Source organism: Glutamicibacter sp. AOP12-B1-11, from assembly GCF_052379245.1.
Classification (GTDB): Bacteria; Actinomycetota; Actinomycetes; order Actinomycetales; family Micrococcaceae; genus Glutamicibacter.
The window spans coordinates 25748-46800 of sequence record NZ_JBQSYL010000009.1 but is presented as its reverse complement, the minus strand read 5'-3'; the positions used below and the strand labels follow the sequence as shown (position 1 = coordinate 46800).

Genomic DNA, 21053 nt, shown 5'->3' with positions numbered 1-21053 from the left:
TCAACACCCAAACGGGGAGGCGTACCGATACTGTCCGGTGGGCAGGCTTCGCTCGTCAAAAACGCGAACCATGAAGTTATCTCCCCACGAACGCTGCGTGGGAATAATGCCGCGGGCGATGGCCGGCTCGTAGCCGAAGCGCTGGTAGTACTTCGTCGCGCCCAGCAACACGATCCCGGAAATGCGTTCATTTTCCGCGCGGTCCGAGATGGCCTGCATCAGCGCGGTCCCTGCGCCCATATTCTGGTATTCGGGTGCTACCGCAAGGGGCCCAAGGCCCAGCAGGCTGTGTTTCCCATCGACCGTACCCCAGGTGGCAATCACATGCGCTATCACCGTTTTGTCGTTCGTCGCCACCAGCGAAAAGGTCGGCGAATAGGCGTTGCAATCAAAAAGCCGTTGCACTAATCCGACCTCGATCGGCTCGACCAGATGGTCGTCCTTGCTGAAGGCCGCATGCGTCACAGCGTAGATTCCCGCCCTGTCATCGAAGACTTCTTGCCTGATCTGCATGATGGATAACTTACCAAAATTGTGGGTCCGATGAAGACTCGATAGTTCACAGGATCTCACGCTCACGTGGCATCAGGCCGATTAAATCCATGCCCTATAGGTGAATTTAGTTTTGTCACTCGCCGCAATAAACAACAATCGGCAGACGAACTTTGCGCAATAAGTCACTTGAACCCTTGCCCACACATGGTCAAGGATGGTCGAATGAATCATCATCACTCGGACTACGGAGCGACACGAGATGCCCAAATATTCTCGCACCAAGCTTTTAATGGCTCTTTCCGTCAGCACGGTCCTCGCGCTCGGAGTACTGCCCGGACCGGCCATGGCCGCCGGCCAACCAAGCGCAGTACAGTCCGCGGTGAACCCCGCCTCGTTGCCCGTGGCCGCAGCCAGGAAGCTAGACCGGAATCCAAGCCACCTCGATGTCTTCGTCAATAAGAGCTACCCGCTGAAGCCAGCGAAGTACGTACCGAAGACCAGTAAGGTGCAGGGCACCGGCATCCGGCTGCACCCGGAGGCGGCCAAGGCCTACAACAAGATGGTCAAGGACGCCAAGAAGTCCGGGGTCCGCATCCAGCTGATCAGCGGCTACCGCTCCTATGACCGCCAAGCGCAGCTGTTCAATCAATACACCAGGATGTATGGCAAGAAGTATGCCGAACGCATCTCCGCTAGGCCCGGCACCAGCGAGCACCAGACCGGACTAGCCGCAGACGTAGGTAACAGCAATGGCGCCTGCGCCTTGCAGTCCTGCTTCGAAAACACTCCCGTCGGCAAATGGACAAAGAAGAACGCCCACAAGTTTGGCTTCATCCTGCGCTACCCTAAAGGCCAGGAATCGGTCACCGGATACGCGTACGAGCCGTGGCACTTCCGCTATGTCGGCACCTCGCTGGCCAAGTCCTACACAAATTCGGGCGCCAAAACCTTCGAGCACTTCCACGGTGTGGCCGCCACGAAGAAGAACCCTCCCAAGTCCGGCAAGGGCACCGCGCGAACCACCGCGAACCTGAATATGCGCACCGGAGTGGGGACCGGCAATCGAGTTGTCCTCACGATCCCGCGAGGCAAGACCATCAAGCTCACCGGCTCCAAGAAATCCGGCTGGTACCAGGTCAGCTACAAGTCCAAGAGCGGCTGGGTCTCCGGGACCTACCTGAGCAACGTGTCGATGCCGCAGACCTCGAAGCCAAAGACCGAAACCAAGAAGAAACCGGCGCCGAAGAAGAATACCGGTTCGACGAAGAAGACCACCGCAAACCTGAACATGCGCACCGACGCCGGCACGGGCAACCGCGTCATCCTCACGATCCCGAAGGGCAAGCGCGTCAAGGCCACGGGCAAGAGCACCTCCGGCTGGCTGCAGGTGACCTACAAGTCGAAGACCGGCTGGGTCTCCGGGACGTACTTGGCCAATACCTCCGCGCCGAAGAAGTCCAAGCCGAAGAGCGAAAGCACGCCAAAGAAAAAGACCAGCGCCAAGCAGACGACGGCGAACTTGAATATGCGTACCGGCAACAGCACCAAGAAAAAGATCATCCTGACCATCCCGAAGGGCAAAAAGGTCGAAGTCACCGGGTCGAAGAAGTCCGGTTGGTACCCGGTGAAGTACAAGTCGAAGACGGGCTGGGTCTCGGGAACTTACCTCAGGTAGTATCCACAGTCTCCAAGGTGGATCTGCGGCGTACTCGAGTGCTCAGGCTTCCTCCGGAGCATGCGAGCAGCCAAGACACTCAAGCAAGGCCGCGAGCGCAGCCGGGATGTCCTCCAGCGGCACCGCCTGCGCCAGCAGCCGCGCGTAGCGCACCTTGTTGCCGCTGCGCCCGCCGAAGAATCTGGCCAGCTGCCGTTCCACGGGCTGGTTCCGCTGGTAGGGCTGGGCCTGCAAGCGGCGGAAGGACCCCAGCTCTCCCTGCCCGGCGATCACCGATTCGACGCCCAGCGGTCCGAGCGCCCGGATGAATTCGTCTTCCAGATCGGGGTCGCAGACGAACACCGTTGCCAGTACGCGTTCGAAGTCGCGCCGCTCGGCGGCGTCCACCAAGCCGAACAACTGCGCGCCTGCCAGTTGCTGGGCGGCACGGCGGGCGCCCTTGGATCCGCCCACCGGCAGCACCCGCGGGACGGGCATCTGCAGCCTTGCGGCCAGCGTCCGCACCGCCACCGCGTCGCTTTCCCCCTCGACCAGCACGATCCTCATGAAGTCATGGAAACATAGCGGAGCTTCCGCTTCCAGTCCCATGCCCCGGATTTCAATACGAAGGCAAGCATCAGGGGGGCCATTCAGCGGGTCACGAAAGCCCCGCGCAGGCAGTGCATCGTCACCATGAGGTTTTCGGCCAACTCCGCTTGTTCCTCTGGGACCGCGGGTGCTACCGGCGGCAGTAAATAAAAGTGGTGGTGTCCTCGCGGCGTTTGCCGTGGGGACACCACCACTTGGGAGCCAGCAACATTCGCCGTTCAGCCGCGGAAGTCCAGCAGCACCTTTCCCGATTCCTCACTGTTCAGCGCCGTCTTCAGCGCACCGTGGAGGTCCCGGGCCGCGAAGGTGTGAGTCACGATCCCATCCACGTCCAGCGAGTCATCTGCCAGCGCCGCCAGCACTCGGTCCATCTCGTCATTGAAGCGGAAGGCGCCGCGCAGATCCAGCTCGCGTGCGATGGCATGCGCCATGGGCACCGCGACCTCGCCCTGGCGTTGCAGGCCTACCATGATGACCGTGCCGCCGCGCAGTGCCGCGCTGATGGCCGAGGCCAACCCAGGCACCGAACCGGAGGCCTCGATGACCACGTCGGCGGCAATAGCCGCGATCTGCTGCGCGTCCGTCGCGTCAATGGTTTCGTCGGCGCCAAGCTGCTCCGCGCGATCCCGCGGAGCCTGCGCCAAATCGCTGAGCACAATCCGCGACGCGCCCAGGGCCTTGGCCGCGGCCACGCAGAGCAGGCCGATTGGCCCGCCGCCAATGACCGCTACGCTCCGGCCATCCACCGAGCCCGCGCGCTGCACCGCATGCCAGGCCACCGAGGCAGGCTCGGCCAGAGCCGCAGTGCGCAGTTCCAGACCTGCTGGCAGCACCCGCAGCATCCGCGAGGGCAGAGCCACCCGCCGGGCGAAGGCACCCTGGGTATGCGGCAGGCGGGCCGCCGAGCCCAGGTAGGTGGCACCGGGTGCCAGATGCGGCTTGTCCTGTGGCCAGCGGGTCTCTCCGTCGGCATGGGCGGTGCCCGGGTGCACTGCCACGTTCGTGCCTGCCGGAGGCGAGGAGCCATCGGCAGCGGCGGTATGCACCGTGCCCACCACCTCGTGGCCCAGCACCATCGGCTCGCGCAGGATCGAGGCGCCTGCCGCACCGTGCTTCCAGTAATGCAGATCCGAGCCGCAGATCCCGCCGTAGGCGATCTCCACTACCGCTTCATCTGCTGCCGGAACCGGCTCTGGAAGGATTTCCAGGCGCACATCATCTGCAGCGTGCGCTACCACCGCCAGGTTTTCGGGACTAGACAACGGAAGTCATCCCGCCGTCGACGTAGAGCACCTGGCCGTTGACAAAGGTGGCCGCGTCCGAAGCCAGGAAGACCAGCGGCCCGACCAGCTCCTGGACCTGCCCCCAGCGTCCGGCCGGCGTGCGCTGGGCCACCCAGGCGGAGAATTCCGCGTCCGCCACCAGGGCGGCGGTCAGCTCGGTGCTGAAATAGCCCGGAGCCAGGGCGTTGGCGGTGATGCCGTGCGGGGCCAGTTCCGCGCACAACCCGCGGGTGAGCATCACAATCCCGCCCTTAGTTGCCGCATAGGGCGTGATTCCGGGGCGGGCCAGCTGGGATTGGACCGAACCGATGTTGATGATGCGTCCGCTCCCGCGCTTGGCCATCGAGGATGCCACCGCGCGGGACATGAGGAAGGCACTGGTCAGGTTCGTCTCGATCAGGGTATGCCAATCCTTGAGCGAGAATTCGGTGATTGGTGCGCGCAGCTGCATGCCGGCGTTGTTGACCAGGATGTCCAGCACTCCATGCTCGGCCGCCAGCGCAGCCAGCGCGGTTTCCACCGCAGCCTCGTCGGTGACGTCGAAGACCGTGGTGTGCACCGGCCGCCCGGTTCCGGCGGCGATCTGCGTGGCGGTGGCCCGTACCGCACCCTCGTTCCGCCCGTGCACGATCACGGTGGCTCCGGCCGCGGAAAGCCCCGCGGCCAGCGCACGGCCGATGCCGCGCGAGCTTCCGGTCACCAAGGCGAGCTTTCCGCCCAGGTCGAAGCCGTGCTCCGCCGCCGGGCTCAATGCTTCTCTCCCGCGGAGACCGTGCGTTCTGCGGTGAAGGAGGTGTGCGCGGTGACCACAGAGGCTCCCGCACCTTGGCTCCCGGCCAGCCAGACGTCGTCTCCGGCTTCCACCGAGGAAATCTTGACCGCGTCATCGGTGCGGGTCAGGTCCCGGCGCAGGGTTTCGGGTACCAGGAAGGTGGAGGCAACGGTGATTGCGGCCAGTGCAGCCATGTAGAGGCCAAGCACCAGCCAGTTCGCGTCGGTGATGGCGATCAGGTACGCGCCGAGCACACCGGCCAGGCCGCCGGCCAGCACCGCGGAAAGCTCGCGGGCCATAGCCACACCCAGGTAGCGGTGGCGGCTGCCGAAGAGTTCGGGCAGCATGGCGCACTGCGGGCCGAGCATGGTGCATACGGCCACCCCGATACCCACTGCGATCACGGCGATGGCCAGTGCATGGTTGCCCAGCGTCAGGGCCCACCAGGCCGGGATGGAATAGGCCAGCATGAAGACGGCACCGAAACGGTAGATGATCCGCCGCCCATAGCGGTCCGAAAGGGCCCCGGCGAAGGGAACGGTGAACACTCCGATTAGCGAACCGATGGTCACGCCCCAGGTCAGCAAGCCCTTGTCGGCTTCCGGTCCGACAACGGTGACGAAGAAGCTCAGCGCTAGCCCCTGGAACATGTAGGATCCGCCGTTCTCCCCCATGCGCAGGCCGATGCCCACCAGCACGCCGGGCAGCCCGTTGCGGAATAGTTCCCGCAGCGGGTGCTCGGAAACCTGGTCCCGCTTCTCCATCTCCACGAAGGTCGGCGTCTCCTCGAGCTTGGCGCGGATGAGTACCGCCAGGATGATCAAGGCAAAGGACGCGAGGAAAGGCACACGCCAACCCCAAGTCATCAGGGCTTCCTCGGGCAGCATGGTCAGCAGCGAGAAGACCACCGCGGCCAGCAGGGTACCGGCCTGGATTCCGATGAATGGCAGCGCGGAGAAGAATCCTCGGCGCGCCGGCGGAGCATATTCGGCCATCAATACGGTAGCTCCGGCCTGTTCGGCGCCGGCTCCGAAGCCCTGGAGCAGGCGCAGCAGCACCAGCAGGGCCGGCGCCCACATCCCGGCAGTTTCGTAGGTGGGCAGCACGCCGATCAGCGTGGAGGCCCCGCCCATGAGCATGATCGTAATGATCAGCACGAGCTTGCGCCCCAGACGATCGCCGAGCATTCCGAAGAACAGGCCGCCGAAGGGGCGGGCGACAAATCCGACGCCGAAGGTCGCGAAGGCCGCCACCGTGGCCATGGCGGGATCTGCCTGCGGGAAGAACAGCACGTTGAAGATCAGTGCGGTGGCCAGTCCGTAGAGCGCGAAGTCGAAATACTCCAGGGCGCTGCCGATGCTGGCTGCGAGCGTGGCCCGCTGCAGGTTCTTGGCGTAGTTCGGATCCGCGGCGGGTCCGTCCAACCCGGTGGGTGTGGCTGGTGTGGTGTTCATGGAGGTCTCCTTCAACGAGTGAGTCGCATCACTTCTTCCTGTGCATCGAAGATATCAGCATAGCGAACGTCGTACAACCCACTGAACGACGTTTTTGCGATCCGAACCCCCGAACGGTCAAAAAAGAGCAACCCCGCCGCCCCTAAAAGGGGCAACGGGGTTGCTCTTTGACGGCAATGCGGACATTCCCGCGTAGTTGCTCAGTCGCGTGCGGTGCGTGCTCGCCAAGGGTTCTCCAGCCGCGCGGCGACCTCGCGAAGCGCGGTTCCAATGGCGGCGATGCGCACCTGATCAGCTTGGTCGGATGGTATCGCAGCCCCTAGGGCCAGCGGCGGATCTCCGGGCGACCAAGCCGGCAGCGGCACGGCAACTCCGAGCACGCCAACGGTGGAATGCCCCTCGTCCACGGCGTAGCCGCGCTGGCGAGCCATCTCCAGTCGACCCTGCAGCTCGTCGAGGTTCAATTCCAATCCGTCTACCCCGCTGCGCAGCGGCAGTACCGGTGCGAGCAGCTGCTCCAGCTCCAGGGCATCTAGCGAAAGCAGCAGGGCGTTGCCGGCGGCGCTGAATACGGCGGGAAGGCGCGATCCGAGCGGCGTGCCGAACCGGTAGGGGGCGCGACCCTCATGGCGGGCGAGGTACAGCGCATCGGCGCCGTCCAGCATGGCGATCTGCACTACCTCGCCGCGCAAGGTTGGCGAGGAGGAGATCAGGCCGAAGAATTCACGCACCTGGTTGAATTGCAGCGAATAGGCGCCGCCGAGTTCGGCGGTGCGGCGGCCCAGCCCGAATCCTTCGCTGGTGCGCCGGATCATATCGCCATCTTCCAGGGCCTGGCAGAGATTGGCGCAGGACGATTTGGCGATGCCCAGAGTGCGGGCCAATTCGCTCAGCGACAACGCCCGCCCATCAGACTCGGCCAGAAGTCCCAGAATGCCCAGTGCACGGCTGACCGCGGGCGCGGGGTCACGCGTGGCACGTTCAGCTGCTTCGCTTTCCGCCTCATTTACGCTTGTCATCAGTAGAACTCTACGGTATCCACCCGGTTGCGCAACAGCTTTCCGTCCAGCAGGCACGTCGCGTTTTGCGCGAACAGGCGGGCGATCCGACTAGTCTCCTGATCGCTGAGCGCAGCCGTATGCGGGCTAATGAGCACGCTGGGATGATCCCAGAGTGCACTGGTGGCCACCAGCGGTTCGTGGGCCACCACGTCCAACGCGGCGAAGCCGATCCGCCCGTCGTTCAAAGCGGGGATCAGGGCCGCTTCGTCCACCACGGTGCCCCGTCCCACGTTCACCAGAATTGTTCCCTGCCGCACCGCGGCAAAGACCTCGGAGCCAAGTAGTCCCTCGGTGCTTGCGGTCCCCGGCAGGGTGGCCACAATGGCATCCACCTTGCCCGCGGCCTGCGCCAGCTGGGACGGGTCGATCAGCCGGTCCACCCCGGGCACCGCCTTCCCGCTGCGCGAGGTTCCCCAGACGGTGGAGCCGCAGGCCTTGAAGCGCTCGGCCACCGTGGCACCGATGCCGCCGAGGCCCACCACTAGAACAGTCATCTCGTCCAGATGGCGCATGCGCCAGCGTTCGGCCGGCCACAGCTTTTGCGCCTGGTCTGCCTGAAGCTTGCGCAGGTTCTTGGCCCCGGCCAGCACCCCGAAGAGCGCGAACTCGGCCAAAGTGGAACCATGCACCCCGGCGCTCGTGGTGAAGGCTACGCGCTCCAGCTCCGCGGCAGTCAGCCCGGCGGCCTTGACCTGCGCGCCTCCCCCGGCGGCCGTGGTGTGCACCCAGCGCAGATCCCCATTGGCGCGCACCGTCTCGCCCAGCAGGGCCGGGTTGACATCGGGGATTCCGAACAGCGCGTCCACCGAGTTCAGCATGCGGGTGTAGCGCTCGTTCTGCGCTGGTGTCCGGGTGAAATCCGGGTCGCCTTCCCAGTCGCCGTTCCAGCGATGCGGACGATAGAGCCCAGGTTCGTGGACCAGGTCGAGCCGGGGCTCAAATTCGCTGATCAATTCGAGGTCTGCGTCCGGCAAATCTACGGCGATGCCCACCCGCAGCTTCTGTTTCATTGGATTCATGGTTCCTTCATCCTTCCGTTTAGATGACAGCATAACCGCTTAGACAGTATATTGAACAGAGTTCTACATATTGACCACGTGTGTCGAGAGTTAGCTGCGGCGCCCAAAGACAGAGGATTAGCCCATGAATGCTGTGACCGAAGAACGGCCAAACCGCGTGGGAGTTATCGGGCTGGGGGCCATGGGCTGGCCCATGGCCCGCCTGCTTGCGGCCGGGCATGGGGACGCATATGTCACCTCAAGCCGTCCGGCGAGGCAAGTTCTATCCGACCTCGATTCGGAAGGTTCGCAGGTATCGGGGAGTATCCATTGGTGCGAAACCCCTGCGGATCTGGCAGCTTCCTGCGATGAAATCCTGCTGATGCTCCCCGATCTGCCACAGATCATCGAATGCCTGGACGCGGTTGACGGACTGTTGGCGGGCCTGGAGCGCCGTACCGCTGCGGCGCCGGCCTTGTTGCTGGCCATTGGCTCCACCTGCTCGGCTCCGGGAGTGCGCAACTTGGCCGGACGACTGCACCGAACGCACGGCGAGCGCATTGTCCTGGTTGACGCGCCGGTCTCGGGTGGAGAGGACGGGGCGAAGGCGGGGACGTTGTCGATCATGCTCGGCGGCGTCGAGGAGCACTGCCACCGGGCCGCCCAAATGCTGGCACCTTGCGGCACTGCCGTACGGCTGGGTGAGCTCGGTGCGGGCCAGGTGGCCAAGGCATGCAATCAGCTGGTGGTGAGCGCCACGATCTTCGCTTTGGGAGAGGCCTCCGTCTTGGCTGAACGCTCGGGACTGGATCTCGCGGCCATGTGGGAATTGCTAGGTGGCGGCTACGCTTCTTCGCGGTTGCTGGACAGCCGCAGGGATCGCTTGGTAAGCGGGGACGATTCGCCATCCGGGGTCATCAAGTATCTGCGCAAGGACCTCGACTGCGCGCGGGAGCTCGCCGAGGCTACCAGTACGCACGCAGTGTTGCTGCCTGCCCTGCGGCAGGCGGTGGACGAGGTCATCGACGCCGGGCTGGGTGATAGGGATCTGGCGGTGACCAAGCGCTTCATCGCCGAGCGCTAATCGCGCCCAACGAATCCCGCACAGTTCGGGCACCGTGCAGCCGCTGCCGTTGCCCTGAGTTCGCGGTCAACAAGCGAACTGTTATATCGTCCCGGTCCTGCTTCGGGGACTTAGCCAACCAGCGCCTTGACCGTGGCCACCACGGCGCTGGCTACCTGGCTGATTTCGTTTTCCTTGATCCCCCGGGTGAAGGACAGCCGGACGGCGGTGTGCGCCAGTTCCGCCTCGTAGCCCATCGCGGTTAATACCGCCGAGGGGTCGGTGCTTCCGGCCGAGCAGGCCGAACCCGAGGAGCAGAGCACCCCGCGGCGTTCCAATTCGATCAGCACGGTCTCCCCCGCGGTGCGCGGGAAGACGAAGGAGACGATCCCGCCCACACGCTGCTCTCGATGCCCGGTCAGCTGGACCAGGCCTTCTTCTTCGGAGTTGAGGCCCTTGCTGATGCGTTCGATCAGATAGTCGCCGTAGCTATCCCCCACTCCGGCCAGGCGCTGTTCGGCGCAGAGCGACAGGGCGCGGGCGATGCCCACCGCGGCGGCCGGATTTTCGGTGCCCGAACGCACCCCGCCCTGCTGCCCGCCGCCGTGCAGCAGCGGCACCAGCGCGTGATCTTTGGAGAAGTACAGCACCCCGCTGCCCTTGAGCGCTCCGATCTTATGCCCGGACAGGCTCAAGGCATCCACCTGCGCGGCCAGCTGCGCCAAATCCAGCCAGCCGGCGGCCTGCACCGCATCGGTGTGCATGAGCCCACCGGCCGCCCGCGCCAGCTGGGCGATTTCGGCGATCGGCTGGATCGTGCCCACCTCGTTGTTCACCGCCATCACCGAGACCACTGCAACCTGCTCGTCGATCAGCGCCGCCGCCTCATCGAGGCGCACCATTCCATACGCATCCACCGGAATCATCCGGTGCTCAAATCCGTGGAAGTTCACCAGATAGGCGCAGGCCTCGAGCACCGCCGGATGCTCGATGGAGCTGGTCACCACGACCTTGCCGCGCGCCGCTGCGAGCGCGGCGCCGATGATCGCGGTGTTATCCGCCTCGGTACCGCCGGAGGTGAAGTAGATTTCCGGCTCGGTGACGCCCAATGCGGCCGCAACCTGCGCGCGAGCCCAGTCGTTGGCGCGCTTGGCCTGGTGCCCCAGCTCGTGCAGCGAGGCGGGATTGCCGAAGTTGCTGGTCAGCAGCGGGGTGACCAGGTCCAGCACCTCCTGGCGCGGAGGAGCGGTGGAGGCGGCATCCATGTAGATCATGCAACCACCATATCCAGCCCCAGGTCGATGGCCTGCACCGAGTGGGTGATCGCCCCGGAGGAGATGATATCCACCCCGGTCTCGGCGATGCCCGCCACCGTCTCGGCGCGCACATTGCCGCTGGCCTCGATGATCGCCTGCCCGTCGATCAGCTTGATGGCCGCCGGCAGATCCGCCAGCGCAAAGTTATCCAGCATGATCACATCCACCTTCGCCGCCAGCACCGCCGGAAGCTGGTCGATGGAGTCCACCTCCACCTCCATGGCGGTGGTGTGCCCCAGCCGGGCGCGCACCGATTTCAACGCCGTGGTAAGTTCCTCGCCGTCATCCAGCAAGGCCAGGTGGTTGTCCTTGGCCATGAACGCCTCGGAGAGGTTGTCGCGGTGGTTCACTCCGCCGCCGCAGCGCACCGCATAGCGTTCGAGCACGCGCAGCCCCGGGGTGGTTTTGCGGGTATCGGCGATCCTTGCGTTGGTGTGCGCCACCAGGTCCACCAGCTGACGCGTGGCGGTGGCGATCGCGCTCATCCGCTGCAGCAGGTTCAGCGCCACCCGTTCGGCGGTCAATACCGAGGCGGCCGGACCGGCCACCGTCAGCAGCCTATCCCCGGTCTCGAAGACGTGCCCCTCCTTGACGAGCTGGACCACGTGGATCTCCGGGTTGACCATTTTCATCGCCCGGGCGAAGACGGCGCCGCCGGCCATGACCCCTGCCTCGCGGGCCCGCACCGCGGCGGTGGCCTTGGCCCCGGCGGGCACGATGGTATCAGCGGTCAGATCCCCGCGCGGATTGTCCTCGGCAAAGGCGAATTCGAGGATGCGGTCGATGGCCGCGGTGGGCACCGGGTGGATTGGCTGGTTCACGCGTTGACTTCCTTGCTTTGTGGCCGGCTGCCGGTGTGCTGCGCAGCATCCAGAACCCAGCCGTATCGTGTGGTGGTGTGCTCGCCCGGGCTCGCGCCGTCGAGCCGATGGTGCGCGCCGAGGCTGGCCCCGCGCGCGGCGGCCGCCTGGGCGACTATCCGCGCGGTGATCCAGAGGTTGCCCAGTTCGATCAGTTCGCGCCGCCCCTGGGCCACCGGGGCGCTGGAGCCCAGCACCCGGATCAAGGCTTGCAGGCCCTGCCAGGTGCGGTGCACGCCGAGGTGCACGCTGGCCAGCGCCTGCAGCTGCGGCAGTTCCAAGGGCGCGTCGTTGCGCCCCGGCGGCAAGGCGCCGAGCTCCACGTTATCCAGCTCGCAGGCGCTTCCGGGCTCGTCCCGGGCCATGGCCGCCACCGCCTTGCGGGCGAAGACCATCGCTTCGAGCAGCGAATTGCTCGCCAGCCGGTTCGCCCCGTGCACGGTGGTGTTCGCGCATTCCCCCGCCGCATAGATCCCGGGCACGCTGCTGCGTCCGTGGGTATCGGTGTGGATCCCGCCCATGGCATAGTGCTGGGCGGCCACCACGGGAATCGGCTCCGCGGCCAGGTCCAGCCCGGCGTCCTTCAGCCGCGCAGAGATCGAGGGGAAACGCCGCGCCAGGAACCCGGCTCCGCGCTCTGCTTCCACGCCCCGCGCGTCGAGAAATACCCGGTGCCCGGCAAGGTTTTGCGCGTGGATCGCCCGGGCGACCACATCGCGCGGGGCGAGCTCGGCCCGCTGGTGCATCCCCGGCATGAAGCGGTCACCGGTTTCGGTGACCAGGATTGCGCCTTCGCCGCGCACCGCCTCGCTGATCATTCCGGCTCCCGGGTAGGCTTCGGGGTCCACCAGGGTCGGGTGGAATTGGATGAATTCGGCATCGCTAATCACCGCGCCGGCCTGGGCGGCCAGAGCGATCCCGTCCGCGGTGGCGCCCTTCGGGTTGGTGCTCGCCTGGTAGAGCGTGCCCAATCCCCCGGTGGCCAGCAGCACCGCGTCGGCTTCCAGCATTAGCTCTTCATCGCCGTGCAGGTAGCGGACCGCGCCGAGCCGCTGGGCACAAAATTCGAGCTCGGCGGCCAGCGCATGCTCGATAATCTCCAGTTGCCCGGCCGCCTGGGCGGAGCGCACGGCCCGTCGCAGCGCCTGGATCAACCCCGCACCGGTGGCATCCCCATCCACGTGCAGAATCCGGTGCGCACTATGCGCCGCCTCCAGCCCCAGCTGGTAGCTTCCATCCGTGTTCTTGTCGAAGGCCACCGCGTACTCTTCCAGGCTGGCGACCAGGCTCCCGGCCGCGCCGCACATTTCCTGCACGGCATGGTGCCCGCAGTGCCCGGCCCCGGCCTTCAAGGTGTCCGCCACATGGGTCTGCACGCTGTCTCCGGCGGCCAGACCTTGTGCCGTCACCGCCGAGAGCCCGCCCTGGGCGAGCTTGCTGTTCCCGTCCCCGAGCGCATCCTTGGTCAGCACCGTCACCGTCAAGCCGAGGCGCACCGCTTCCAGTGCGGCGCTCAGCCCGGCGACCCCGGAACCGATAATGACGATCCGCTTCCCGGTGCTTTCATTCATGGCTTGGCCGCGAGCATGCGGTCCAGGGCGATCCTGGCGTCTGCCTGCTGGTTTTGAGGCACGCGGATCTGATTGACCACGCGTCCTTCCACGAGTTCCTCCAGCACCCAAGCCAGATAGCCCGGGTGGATGCGGTACATCGTGGAGCAGGGGCAGATCACCGGATCCAGGCAGAAGATGGTGTGCTGCGGGTATTCGGCCGCCAGCCGGTTGACCATGTTGATCTCGGTGCCGATGGCGAACACCGTCGGCTCGGTGGCCTCGGCGATAGCCCGGCGGATGTAATCGGTGGACCCTGCCTCATCGGCGGCATCCACCACCTCCATCGGGCATTCGGGGTGCACGATCACGCGCACACCCGGGTAGTCCTCGCGGGCCTTGGCGATCTGGTTGGTGTTGAAGCGCTTGTGCACCGAGCAGAACCCGTGCCAGAGGATCACCTGCGCCTCGCGCATGATTTCCTCGCTGTTTCCGCCCAGCGCCTTGCGCGGGGTCCACATCGGCATGTTTTCCAGCGGAATCCCCATGGCCTTGGCGGTATTGCGGCCCAGGTGCTGGTCCGGGAAGAACAGCACCCGGCGCCCGCGCTCGAAGGCCCATTCAAGCACCGTCGCGGCGTTCGAGGAGGTGCACACCAGCCCGCCGTTGCGTCCCACAAAGGCCTTCAGCTCGGCCGAGCAGTTCATGTAGGTCACCGGAATCACCGGCATCCGGCCGTCATCTTCTTCGTCCAGGTACAGCTCGGTGAGCTCATCCCAGCACTGCTGGACGCTGGGGCCATCGGCCATATCGGCCATGGAGCAGCCCGCGGCCAGGTTCGGCAGGATCACCGCCTGCTCGGGGCGCGAGAGAATGTCGGCGGTCTCGGCCATGAAATGCACGCCGCAGAAGACGATCGCCTCGGCCTTGTCGCGGGTCAGCGCCGCATTGGCCAGCTGGAAGGAGTCGCCCACGAAGTCCGCATACTGCACCACCTCGTCGCGCTGGTAGAAGTGCCCGAGGATCACCGCACGCTCCCCCAGGGTGTCCTTGGCGGCGCGGATGCGGGTATCGAGTTCGGCATCGCTGGCCTTGAGGTATTCCTCCGGCAAGCTGCCCTGCACCGGGTAGCCGGACGGGATCTTGTCCTCCTGCGAGGCGCCCGGACCGTATCCGGCCGGGGTGTCCCAGGGATTGGAGGCCAGTTCGGTGGAGCAGGTGGAGCCCGGGGCCAGCAGGGTCAGCCGGGTGATGTTCTGCGCCACGGATCCGGAGTTGTTATCGGTGAGTTGCGTGCTCATGGTGTGTTGTCCATTCCTTGCCAAAAAATCGGTGAGTCGGGGGTGCTTAGCTTTGCTGCGGGTCGACTTCCAGCGGATCCGGCCCATGGCCCACATAGCGGTAAAGCCGCGGCGGGCGGTGCTGCCCGCCGGCGAGGTATTCGTCGGTGGCCTCGATGGTCGCGGTGCTCTTCAGCGTGCGCCGGAAGTTCGCCGGGTCCAGGCGCCGTCCCAGAATCGCTTCGTACACTCCGCGCAGGGCCGCCAGGGTGAACCGCTCGCCGAGCAGCCGGTGGGCGATCTGCCCGTACTCGGTCTTGTTCCGCAGCCGCCACAGCGCATAGTCCACGATCTTGCGGTGGTCGAAGGCCAGCTGGGCGATCTGCGGGTCATCGATATCGAACCAGGCCACGTTCTCGTCGCGCACCGTGGTCCCCACCTGGTCGGCGTTGAGCAGCGCGAAGTACGCGATGGTCACCAGCCTCCCGGTGGGCGAGCGGTCGATATCCCCGAAGGTGTAGAGCTGCTCGAGGTAGCTGGGCCGCAGTCCGGTGGTGTCGGCCAGGCTCCGTCCGGCGGCCTGGCCCAGGGATTCGCGGGGTTCCACCGGACCGCCGGGCAATGCCCACCTTCCGGCGTGCGGCTGGCGGATCCGGCGCACCAGCGGCAGGCAGAGCTTGTCCGGTCCGCCATCTTGCCCCTCCCGGATCCCGAGGATCACGGTGGAGACGGCGAGTGCGGGCGGCAGATTGCGCCGCTCGTCGACGTTGGCCCATCCGGGTGCCGATGACATCTATGCCTTGCCTCATTTCCAGTGTTTCAACTTTGGTTAGAGTCATTCTGACATTAACCCCACTGCCGCGCTAGCTCCAGATCACAATCGCTGATCAGAATGACCTATGATCGAAGGCATGACCCTGGATCTTAATCTTCGAGTGATTCCCGCAAAGACTGAGGTGAACGGCCCATCCGTGCTTTTCATCCACGGTTTCGCCTCATCCGGCGAATTGAATTGGGCGCGTTCGCGGTGGCTGAAATATTTCACCGATGCCGGACGTAACGTGCTGCTCATCGACCTGCCGGGCCACGGCGAGGGTCCCCGCCGCAATAGCGGCAGCTGGGCACCGAGCCAGATTCGCCAGGCATTGGCAGCGATCGTCATGGATCGCGATGAGGGTCCGGTTGACGTGATCGGCTATTCTCTCGGCTCACGCCTCGCGTGGGAATTCGCCGCTTACAACCCGGATCTGGTGGAGCATTTGGTGATCGGCGGCCCCGGCGCCGGCGATCCGCTGGCCGCTTTCGCCTTGGATCAGGCACGCGCCAACCAGGCTACCGGCGAAGAAATCAATGATGATTACACCGCGACCATCATGAAGATCGCCGCGGCCGAGCCAAGCAACGATCTCACCGCGTTATTCGAGCTGATCGAAGCGATCAAATCCGAGCCGTACGATCCAGCCGCCAAGGTGCCCACGGTTCCGACGCTGCTCGTCGCCGGGGATCGAGATGAGCTGGCCACGACCATGCCCCATCTGCGCCGACTGCTGAAGGATGCGGGTACCGCCAATGAGGTGCTGTGGCTCGCCGGACGCAACCACTCAAACGCGGTGACCAGCCACGAGTTCAAGGAGAAGGCGCTGGAGTTCCTGAAGGGCTGAATGTTGTTCGCTGAAAGATAAGGTGCGAACAGGATCGGACATGCCGAAGGATCCTCCGGTTCCATCCGGTGCGGTCCTACACCTTCAACTTGACGACGGTGAACGCAATGCCGAAAGGAATGCTCTCCAGCTGCTTCAGTTGTGACTTCTGACGCGCCGGTCCTGCAAAATCCAGCTTTGCCTGCCGAGCTCCATGAATGCATGATTTCGTGCCTAGTCATTTTAGCGGGCGGCACAGGAGAGGCAGCGTGCAGCGCTAGACCGGCGTATAGCAGAGCAAGGTGAGATCCGAGGCCTCCGCGGGGACCAGATTGTGCTGTTCGTAGCGGGTCACGCCCTTTGCCGGGTGCCGGAATAGCCGTTCTCCAGTGCGGAATCCCGCCACGTCGCGTTGCTTCCAAATCGCCGCGAATTCCGGCGAGGCCGCCGATACCCGGGCAACGATGCCGCTGTCCCCCGCCGGGTTCAGCCACCCTCGGGTTTCCGCGCGGAAGCTTCCGACAAAGCTGCGGCTTTGCTCTTCCCAATCCGGCAGCATTTCGCGCAACGCGGCGTCGGTGAACACCAGCCAGAGCAGGTTCCGGTCCCCCTCATCCAACGAAACGATCCGCGGATACAGCTGCGCATAGGCTTCGTTCCATCCGATGATGGACCAGTCCGAGCCGAGCAGGAACGCCGGGAAGCCCAGGGCGTCGAGCAGTCGCTGCAGCGCCGGCGTCATCCCGACCGAGGATTCCCGGACGATCTCCCGATGCCCGCCCAGAGACAACAGGTAGGTGCTCTCCACTGGCGTCAGCCGAAACAGCCGGGCCAGTGAGACCAGCACCTGGCGTGAGGGGTTGATATCCCGCGCCTGCTCCAGCCACGTATACCAGGTCACCGAAACGCCGGCCAGGGTCGCGACTTCCTCGCGGCGCAGGCCGCGCAGCCGGCTGCGGCCCACCGCCGGCAGCCCATGCGCATCGCGGTCTGCGCGCGCCCGGCGGTCCTTGAGGAAAGCCGCCAGCTCATCGCGGCGTCTCTGCTCGGCATCCATGGGCACTTCTCCTCAACGTGGTAGTAGTACTACTAGTATCAAGGCCGTCTGGGTTAGCGAACAAATCTATGATGGGATTTGAGGATGACCACTTATCGCTCGCACACCATTACCCACGGCCGCAACATGGCAGGCGCCCGCGCACTGCTGCGCGCAGCCGGCGTCAACGGCGCTGATCTCGGCCGCAAGCCGATCATCGCCGTGGCCAACAGCTTCACCGAATTCGTTCCCGGCCACACCCACCTTCAGCCGGTGGGCCGCATCGTCTCCGATGCCATCATCGAGGCCGGCGGGATCCCCCGCGAATTCAACACCATTGCCGTGGACGACGGCATCGCCATGGGTCACGGCGGCATGCTCTACTCGCTGCCTTCGCGCGATCTGATTGCCGACTCGGTCGAATACATGGTCAACGCACACTGCGCCGACGCGCTGATCTGCATCTCCAACTGCGACAAGATCACCCCGGGCATGCTCATGGCCGCCCTGCGCTTGAATATTCCTACCGTGTTCGTCTCCGGCGGCCCGATGGAATCAGGACGCGCCACCCTGGTCGACGGCACCGTGCGCACCCTGGACCTGGTGGATGCCATCTCCGAGGCAGTGAACGAAAACGTCTCGGACGCGGACCTGCTGCGCATTGAGGAATCGGCCTGCCCCACCTGCGGCTCCTGCTCGGGCATGTTCACCGCAAACTCGATGAACTGCCTCACCGAAGCCATGGGCTTGGCCCTGCCGGGCAACGGTTCTACTTTGGCTACTCACACCGCACGCACCGCACTGTATCAAAACGCCGGTAAGACCATCGTGGATATCGCCAACCGCTTCTACGCGGACAGCGACGAGACGGTACTGCCACGCAATATCGCCACCATCGAGGCCTTCGGCAACGCGATGACCCTGGATATTGCCATGGGCGGTTCCACCAACACGATTCTTCACCTGCTGGCCGCCGCCCACGAGGCTGGCGTCGAGTTCGGCTTGGAAGAAATCAATGAAATTTCCGGCCGGGTACCCTGCCTTGCCAAGGTCGCCCCGAACTCCGCCGGCGCAGGGAAGATCTACTACATGGAAGATGTCCACCGTGCCGGTGGCATCCCGGCCATCCTCGGCGAACTGCGCCGCGGAGGACTGCTCGATGACACGGTGAACACCGTGCACGCCGCCACCATGGGCGAGGTACTGGACGACTGGGATATCCGCGGCGGCAAAGCCACCGACGTGGCCCTCGAATTGTGGCACGCCGCTCCGGGCGGGGTACGTTCCTCCACCGCCGGTTCGCAGTCCGCGCGCTGGGAAGAACTGGATACCGACGCCGCCGAAGGCTGCATCCACTCGGTGGAGCACGCTTACTCCCAGGACGGCGGATTGGCTGTGCTGCGCGGCAACATTGCCGTGGATGGTGCCGTGGTCAAGACCGCTGGCGTGGACCCCTCCATCTGGAGCTTCACCGGTCCGGCGGTAGTCTGCGAGTCCCAGGACGAAGCGGTAGAGAAGATCCTGAACAAGCAGGTGAAGGCCGGCGATGTAGTGGTCATCCGCTACGAGGGCCCCAAGGGCGGTCCGGGCATGCAGGAAATGCTCTACCCAACCTCCTTCCTCAAGGGCCGCGGCCTGGGCAAGTCATGCGCGCTGATCACCGATGGCCGTTTCTCCGGCGGCACCTCGGGACTATCCATTGGACACGTCTCCCCCGAGGCGGCGTCCGGTGGCATCATCGCCCTGGTTGAGGATGGCGATTCGATCTCCATCGACATCCCGACCCGCGACCTGACGCTGAATGTAGCTGATGATGTTTTGGCCGAGCGCCGCGAGCGTTTGCTGGCAACTACCGGCTACCGCCCGGCGAACCGCGAGCGCGTGGTCTCCCCCGCACTGCGTGCCTATGCCGCCATGGCATTGTCCGCAGATAAGGGCGCCGTGCGAGACGTGGACCGTGTGGAGCGTGCCCTGCGCGAAGCCGATGAACGCGCTGCGGCAGTTGCGCGCACCACCGCTGTCTAAGGAAAATTCTGTGGCTTTGGCCCCCGGAGCTCACACGTCAGTGGAACTTCCGGGGGGCTTCGCTGCTTGATCGGCACCACCGCGGATGAAACGCCCAACCCCGGACCATTGGGAACGATAGACTGCTGGTGTCGACACGGATACTCACCCAATCAGATCCTGCCTTATTGCCGCCCTTCATTCGCTTCCTGTCCAGCAAAGGAACTTCATGTCCACTCCAGTAGATCCAACGACCGAAATTTCCGACGTCGTCCGGGACAATAAGTCAGAGTCGGCATTGGCTGCCACTGAGTCCGAACTGACTTTGCTGAACGTCGGAGACGGCTATGCGTTACTTTTTGCCGACCACGCCCCTAAGGGTATGGACCTGCTCGAATTCAATGTGCTGGGCCAGGCAGCCGGAGAGCGGCTCACCGACCGCCTCTCGACCGCGGCCGGTGTCGGGAACCTCGCCGCACTGGGTGCCAGCGCCCTGCCTAAAGCCCAAGGGCTTGTCCGCTTGGCTCCAGAATCGCTGCAGCTTCTGAACCAGGCAGGAAATTCGTTGATGCAATCCGGTGGCCAAAGTCTGGGAACCATCGTTACTGCAAACGGGAAGTTAGTTGCCCACGCACGCCTTCTTCCCGCAGTAGGGGCTCAGGGTGCACTCTTGGCGCCGATGCTGGGTCCGGCCTTGGTCTTGCTGGCGCTACAAATGCAGCTCGCCTCAATCTCGCGTCGGGTTGACGAGAACATCGAGCTGACCCGTGACGTGTTGCGTGCCATCCACCAAGACCAGTGGGCCACACTAATCGGCCTGCATGAAACTAGCCTCCAGGCCCTGAACGAAGCCGAGGCGGCTGGAACGGTCAACGAGCACATCTTTGCCCCGTTGGCCAGCCGTCAGGCCGATCTGCGCAAGTTCCGCAAGTTGTTCGTGGATTTCGTGCGGGATCACCTCAAGGCACTGGATGCGGACGCCAAAACCAGTCGAAGCTATATCCAGAAAAATTTCGACCAGATCATCGCCGATGCTCACGGGATGCTCATGGCCGAATTCGCTTGGTACCGCGCCCAAGCGCTGCGCGGCAGCCTCATCAGCCACGACGCACAAAATCTGGACGCAAACGAACGTCTGCTTACCCACCTCGTTGAGGAAACCAAGTCCGAACATGACGAAGCCATGTTGGAAATCGCCCACTTGCTCGCCGAGGTTGAACGCAACGTGCGATTGCTGTCATTGTTGCCCTCCGCACGCAGCCTTCCCTTCACGTCGAAGCGTCGCAATATTGACGAGGCCATGGCGATGGCAGAAGCCCTCTCGGCCTCCGTCGCCGATCTGCGCAGCCAGGTACTCCCCCGACGAAGGGCCGTGGCTCCGAAGGTTTCCGTATTCAAGTCCGAGACCCCAAGCAAACTGACAGATATCCTTGCTTGGTCCCTTCCTGAGCCTGCACAGGTTCTTGCCTTGGCCGATGCAAATCAGGAAAGACTCCTCGCGAACAACGTATATCTCGGAATTGCCTCAGAATATTTCTTTGTGGCTGATCAGAGCGAACTCACTAAAGAAGGCGCCGTTGAGCGCATCACCCCGCTGAACGATATCCGTTACGTCCGCTTCCTTGAAAGGCCAAAAAAGGGTCCTACTTTGGAGATCATCACCAAGGACGAGAACCTCACCTTCACCTTCGACTCATGGGCCGTCGAGGGCGAAGGGTTGGAGTCGGCCCGTCGAATGGCAAACCTCTTCTCCAGCGTGATGAACCTGCCTGCCCACGAGCAGCGGACCGATCCACTCATGGAGGAAATCTTGGAGAATTCAAAGGCATCCAAGGCTATTGAGTCCTAAAAGCAAGACACAGGTACGGCAGCCCGTTTAACCACGAATACTCCAAGGGGCCTGCCGTACCAGTTTCGCATTTCTGAAATGACGCATCTAGCGGCAGTCATCGGCTTTCCCTCCCTACGGCGGTGCGAG

At 64.4% G+C, this 21053-nt stretch carries 18 protein-coding genes; 5 read left to right on the top strand and 13 right to left on the bottom strand.

What is annotated here, in order from left to right; all coding sequences use genetic code 11:
- The gene (locus ACT3UQ_RS07035) at positions 1 to 513 is read right to left on the bottom strand and encodes a GNAT family N-acetyltransferase (protein ID WP_444636793.1); all 513 of its coding nucleotides are present in this window, start codon (positions 511 to 513) and stop codon (positions 1 to 3) included.
- A gap of 241 nt (positions 514 to 754) precedes the next feature.
- Here ACT3UQ_RS07035 and ACT3UQ_RS07030 point away from each other — a divergent pair, with 241 nt between their 5' ends.
- Positions 755 to 2170: a D-alanyl-D-alanine carboxypeptidase family protein gene (locus tag ACT3UQ_RS07030; protein ID WP_105570160.1), complete on the top strand. Its 1416-nt coding sequence runs from the start codon at positions 755 to 757 to the stop codon at positions 2168 to 2170.
- A gap of 42 nt (positions 2171 to 2212) precedes the next feature.
- Here ACT3UQ_RS07030 and ACT3UQ_RS07025 read toward each other — a convergent pair whose 3' ends face one another.
- The 6 genes from ACT3UQ_RS07025 to ACT3UQ_RS07000 form a co-directional block, all read right to left on the bottom strand.
- Entirely contained in the window at positions 2213 to 2647 is a 435-nt protein-coding gene (locus ACT3UQ_RS07025; protein ID WP_219844269.1) for a hypothetical protein, read from the bottom strand.
- Between the two features lie 329 nt (positions 2648 to 2976).
- Positions 2977 to 4020: a zinc-binding dehydrogenase gene (locus ACT3UQ_RS07020; RefSeq protein WP_444636792.1), complete on the bottom strand. Its 1044-nt coding sequence runs from the start codon at positions 4018 to 4020 to the stop codon at positions 2977 to 2979.
- Positions 4013 to 4792, bottom strand: a complete 780-nt coding sequence (locus tag ACT3UQ_RS07015; RefSeq protein ID WP_444636791.1) for an SDR family oxidoreductase — start codon at positions 4790 to 4792, stop codon at positions 4013 to 4015. Before ACT3UQ_RS07015 ends, ACT3UQ_RS07020 begins: the two co-directional genes overlap by 8 nt.
- Positions 4789 to 6267 carry an MFS transporter gene (locus ACT3UQ_RS07010; RefSeq protein WP_444636790.1) on the bottom strand — a complete coding sequence of 493 codons (1479 nt, stop codon included), beginning with the start codon at positions 6265 to 6267 and terminating at the stop codon, positions 4789 to 4791. The genes ACT3UQ_RS07015 and ACT3UQ_RS07010 overlap by 4 nt, the downstream gene beginning before the upstream one ends.
- 200 nt (positions 6268 to 6467) lie before the next feature.
- A complete protein-coding gene (locus tag ACT3UQ_RS07005; RefSeq protein ID WP_444636789.1) occupies positions 6468 to 7286 on the bottom strand; it encodes an IclR family transcriptional regulator in 819 nt (272 codons plus the stop codon).
- The gene (locus tag ACT3UQ_RS07000; protein WP_444636788.1) at positions 7286 to 8338 is read right to left on the bottom strand and encodes a D-2-hydroxyacid dehydrogenase; all 1053 of its coding nucleotides are present in this window, start codon (positions 8336 to 8338) and stop codon (positions 7286 to 7288) included. The genes ACT3UQ_RS07005 and ACT3UQ_RS07000 overlap by 1 nt, the downstream gene beginning before the upstream one ends.
- Before the next feature lie 133 nt (positions 8339 to 8471).
- Here ACT3UQ_RS07000 and ACT3UQ_RS06995 point away from each other — a divergent pair, with 133 nt between their 5' ends.
- On the top strand, positions 8472 to 9410 hold the full coding sequence (locus ACT3UQ_RS06995; protein WP_444636787.1) for an NAD(P)-dependent oxidoreductase: 939 nt from the start codon (positions 8472 to 8474) through the stop codon (positions 9408 to 9410).
- Between the two features lie 110 nt (positions 9411 to 9520).
- Here ACT3UQ_RS06995 and ACT3UQ_RS06990 read toward each other — a convergent pair whose 3' ends face one another.
- Genes ACT3UQ_RS06990 through ACT3UQ_RS06970 form a run of 5 tightly spaced genes read right to left on the bottom strand, consistent with a single transcriptional unit; the run spans position 9521 to position 15188 of the window.
- Positions 9521 to 10663: a cysteine desulfurase family protein gene (locus ACT3UQ_RS06990; protein WP_444636786.1), complete on the bottom strand. Its 1143-nt coding sequence runs from the start codon at positions 10661 to 10663 to the stop codon at positions 9521 to 9523.
- Positions 10660 to 11526 (bottom strand): carboxylating nicotinate-nucleotide diphosphorylase, encoded by an 867-nt coding sequence (gene nadC, locus ACT3UQ_RS06985; protein ID WP_096288521.1) that lies wholly within the window; start codon positions 11524 to 11526, stop codon positions 10660 to 10662. The genes ACT3UQ_RS06990 and nadC overlap by 4 nt, the downstream gene beginning before the upstream one ends.
- Positions 11523 to 13136, bottom strand: a complete 1614-nt coding sequence (locus tag ACT3UQ_RS06980; RefSeq protein WP_444636785.1) for an L-aspartate oxidase — start codon at positions 13134 to 13136, stop codon at positions 11523 to 11525. Before ACT3UQ_RS06980 ends, nadC begins: the two co-directional genes overlap by 4 nt.
- A complete protein-coding gene (gene nadA / locus ACT3UQ_RS06975; protein WP_444636784.1) occupies positions 13133 to 14416 on the bottom strand; it encodes a quinolinate synthase NadA in 1284 nt (427 codons plus the stop codon). The genes ACT3UQ_RS06980 and nadA overlap by 4 nt, the downstream gene beginning before the upstream one ends.
- Before the next feature lie 46 nt (positions 14417 to 14462).
- Positions 14463 to 15188 (bottom strand): NUDIX hydrolase, encoded by a 726-nt coding sequence (locus ACT3UQ_RS06970; protein WP_444636783.1) that lies wholly within the window; start codon positions 15186 to 15188, stop codon positions 14463 to 14465.
- 118 nt (positions 15189 to 15306) lie between these two features.
- Between ACT3UQ_RS06970 and ACT3UQ_RS06965 the strand changes: the two genes are divergently transcribed.
- Positions 15307 to 16056: an alpha/beta fold hydrolase gene (locus ACT3UQ_RS06965; RefSeq protein WP_444636782.1), complete on the top strand. Its 750-nt coding sequence runs from the start codon at positions 15307 to 15309 to the stop codon at positions 16054 to 16056.
- Positions 16057 to 16312: 256 nt separating this feature from the next.
- Here ACT3UQ_RS06965 and ACT3UQ_RS06960 read toward each other — a convergent pair whose 3' ends face one another.
- Positions 16313 to 17092: a helix-turn-helix transcriptional regulator gene (locus ACT3UQ_RS06960; protein ID WP_444636781.1), complete on the bottom strand. Its 780-nt coding sequence runs from the start codon at positions 17090 to 17092 to the stop codon at positions 16313 to 16315.
- A gap of 84 nt (positions 17093 to 17176) precedes the next feature.
- Between ACT3UQ_RS06960 and ilvD the strand changes: the two genes are divergently transcribed.
- Both ilvD and ACT3UQ_RS06950 read left to right on the top strand, forming a co-directional pair.
- A complete protein-coding gene (ilvD, locus tag ACT3UQ_RS06955; RefSeq protein ID WP_444620731.1) occupies positions 17177 to 19096 on the top strand; it encodes a dihydroxy-acid dehydratase in 1920 nt (639 codons plus the stop codon).
- Between the two features lie 208 nt (positions 19097 to 19304).
- Entirely contained in the window at positions 19305 to 20924 is a 1620-nt protein-coding gene (locus ACT3UQ_RS06950; protein WP_444636780.1) for a hypothetical protein, read from the top strand.
- Positions 20925 to 21053 lie beyond the last annotated feature (129 nt).

Bases quoted from the DNA above. Each gene is read 5' to 3' on its own strand.
- ACT3UQ_RS07035 (WP_444636793.1), bottom strand. From the start codon at position 513: ATGCAGATCAGGCAAGAAGTCTTCGATGACAGGGCGGGAATCTACGCT.
- ACT3UQ_RS07030 (WP_105570160.1), top strand. From the start codon at position 755: ATGCCCAAATATTCTCGCACCAAGCTTTTAATGGCTCTTTCCGTCAGC.
- ACT3UQ_RS07025 (WP_219844269.1), bottom strand. From the start codon at position 2,647: ATGCCCGTCCCGCGGGTGCTGCCGGTGGGCGGATCCAAGGGCGCCCGC.
- ACT3UQ_RS07010 (WP_444636790.1), bottom strand. From the start codon at position 6,267: ATGAACACCACACCAGCCACACCCACCGGGTTGGACGGACCCGCCGCG.
- ACT3UQ_RS07005 (WP_444636789.1), bottom strand. From the start codon at position 7,286: ATGACAAGCGTAAATGAGGCGGAAAGCGAAGCAGCTGAACGTGCCACG.
- ACT3UQ_RS07000 (WP_444636788.1), bottom strand. From the start codon at position 8,338: ATGAAACAGAAGCTGCGGGTGGGCATCGCCGTAGATTTGCCGGACGCA.
- ACT3UQ_RS06995 (WP_444636787.1), top strand. From the start codon at position 8,472: ATGAATGCTGTGACCGAAGAACGGCCAAACCGCGTGGGAGTTATCGGG.
- ACT3UQ_RS06990 (WP_444636786.1), bottom strand. From the start codon at position 10,663: ATGATCTACATGGATGCCGCCTCCACCGCTCCTCCGCGCCAGGAGGTG.
- ACT3UQ_RS06980 (WP_444636785.1), bottom strand. From the start codon at position 13,136: ATGAATGAAAGCACCGGGAAGCGGATCGTCATTATCGGTTCCGGGGTC.
- nadA (WP_444636784.1), bottom strand. From the start codon at position 14,416: ATGAGCACGCAACTCACCGATAACAACTCCGGATCCGTGGCGCAGAAC.
- ACT3UQ_RS06970 (WP_444636783.1), bottom strand. From the start codon at position 15,188: ATGTCATCGGCACCCGGATGGGCCAACGTCGACGAGCGGCGCAATCTG.
- ACT3UQ_RS06965 (WP_444636782.1), top strand. From the start codon at position 15,307: ATGACCCTGGATCTTAATCTTCGAGTGATTCCCGCAAAGACTGAGGTG.
- ACT3UQ_RS06960 (WP_444636781.1), bottom strand. From the start codon at position 17,092: ATGGATGCCGAGCAGAGACGCCGCGATGAGCTGGCGGCTTTCCTCAAG.
- ilvD (WP_444620731.1), top strand. From the start codon at position 17,177: ATGACCACTTATCGCTCGCACACCATTACCCACGGCCGCAACATGGCA.
- ACT3UQ_RS06950 (WP_444636780.1), top strand. From the start codon at position 19,305: ATGTCCACTCCAGTAGATCCAACGACCGAAATTTCCGACGTCGTCCGG.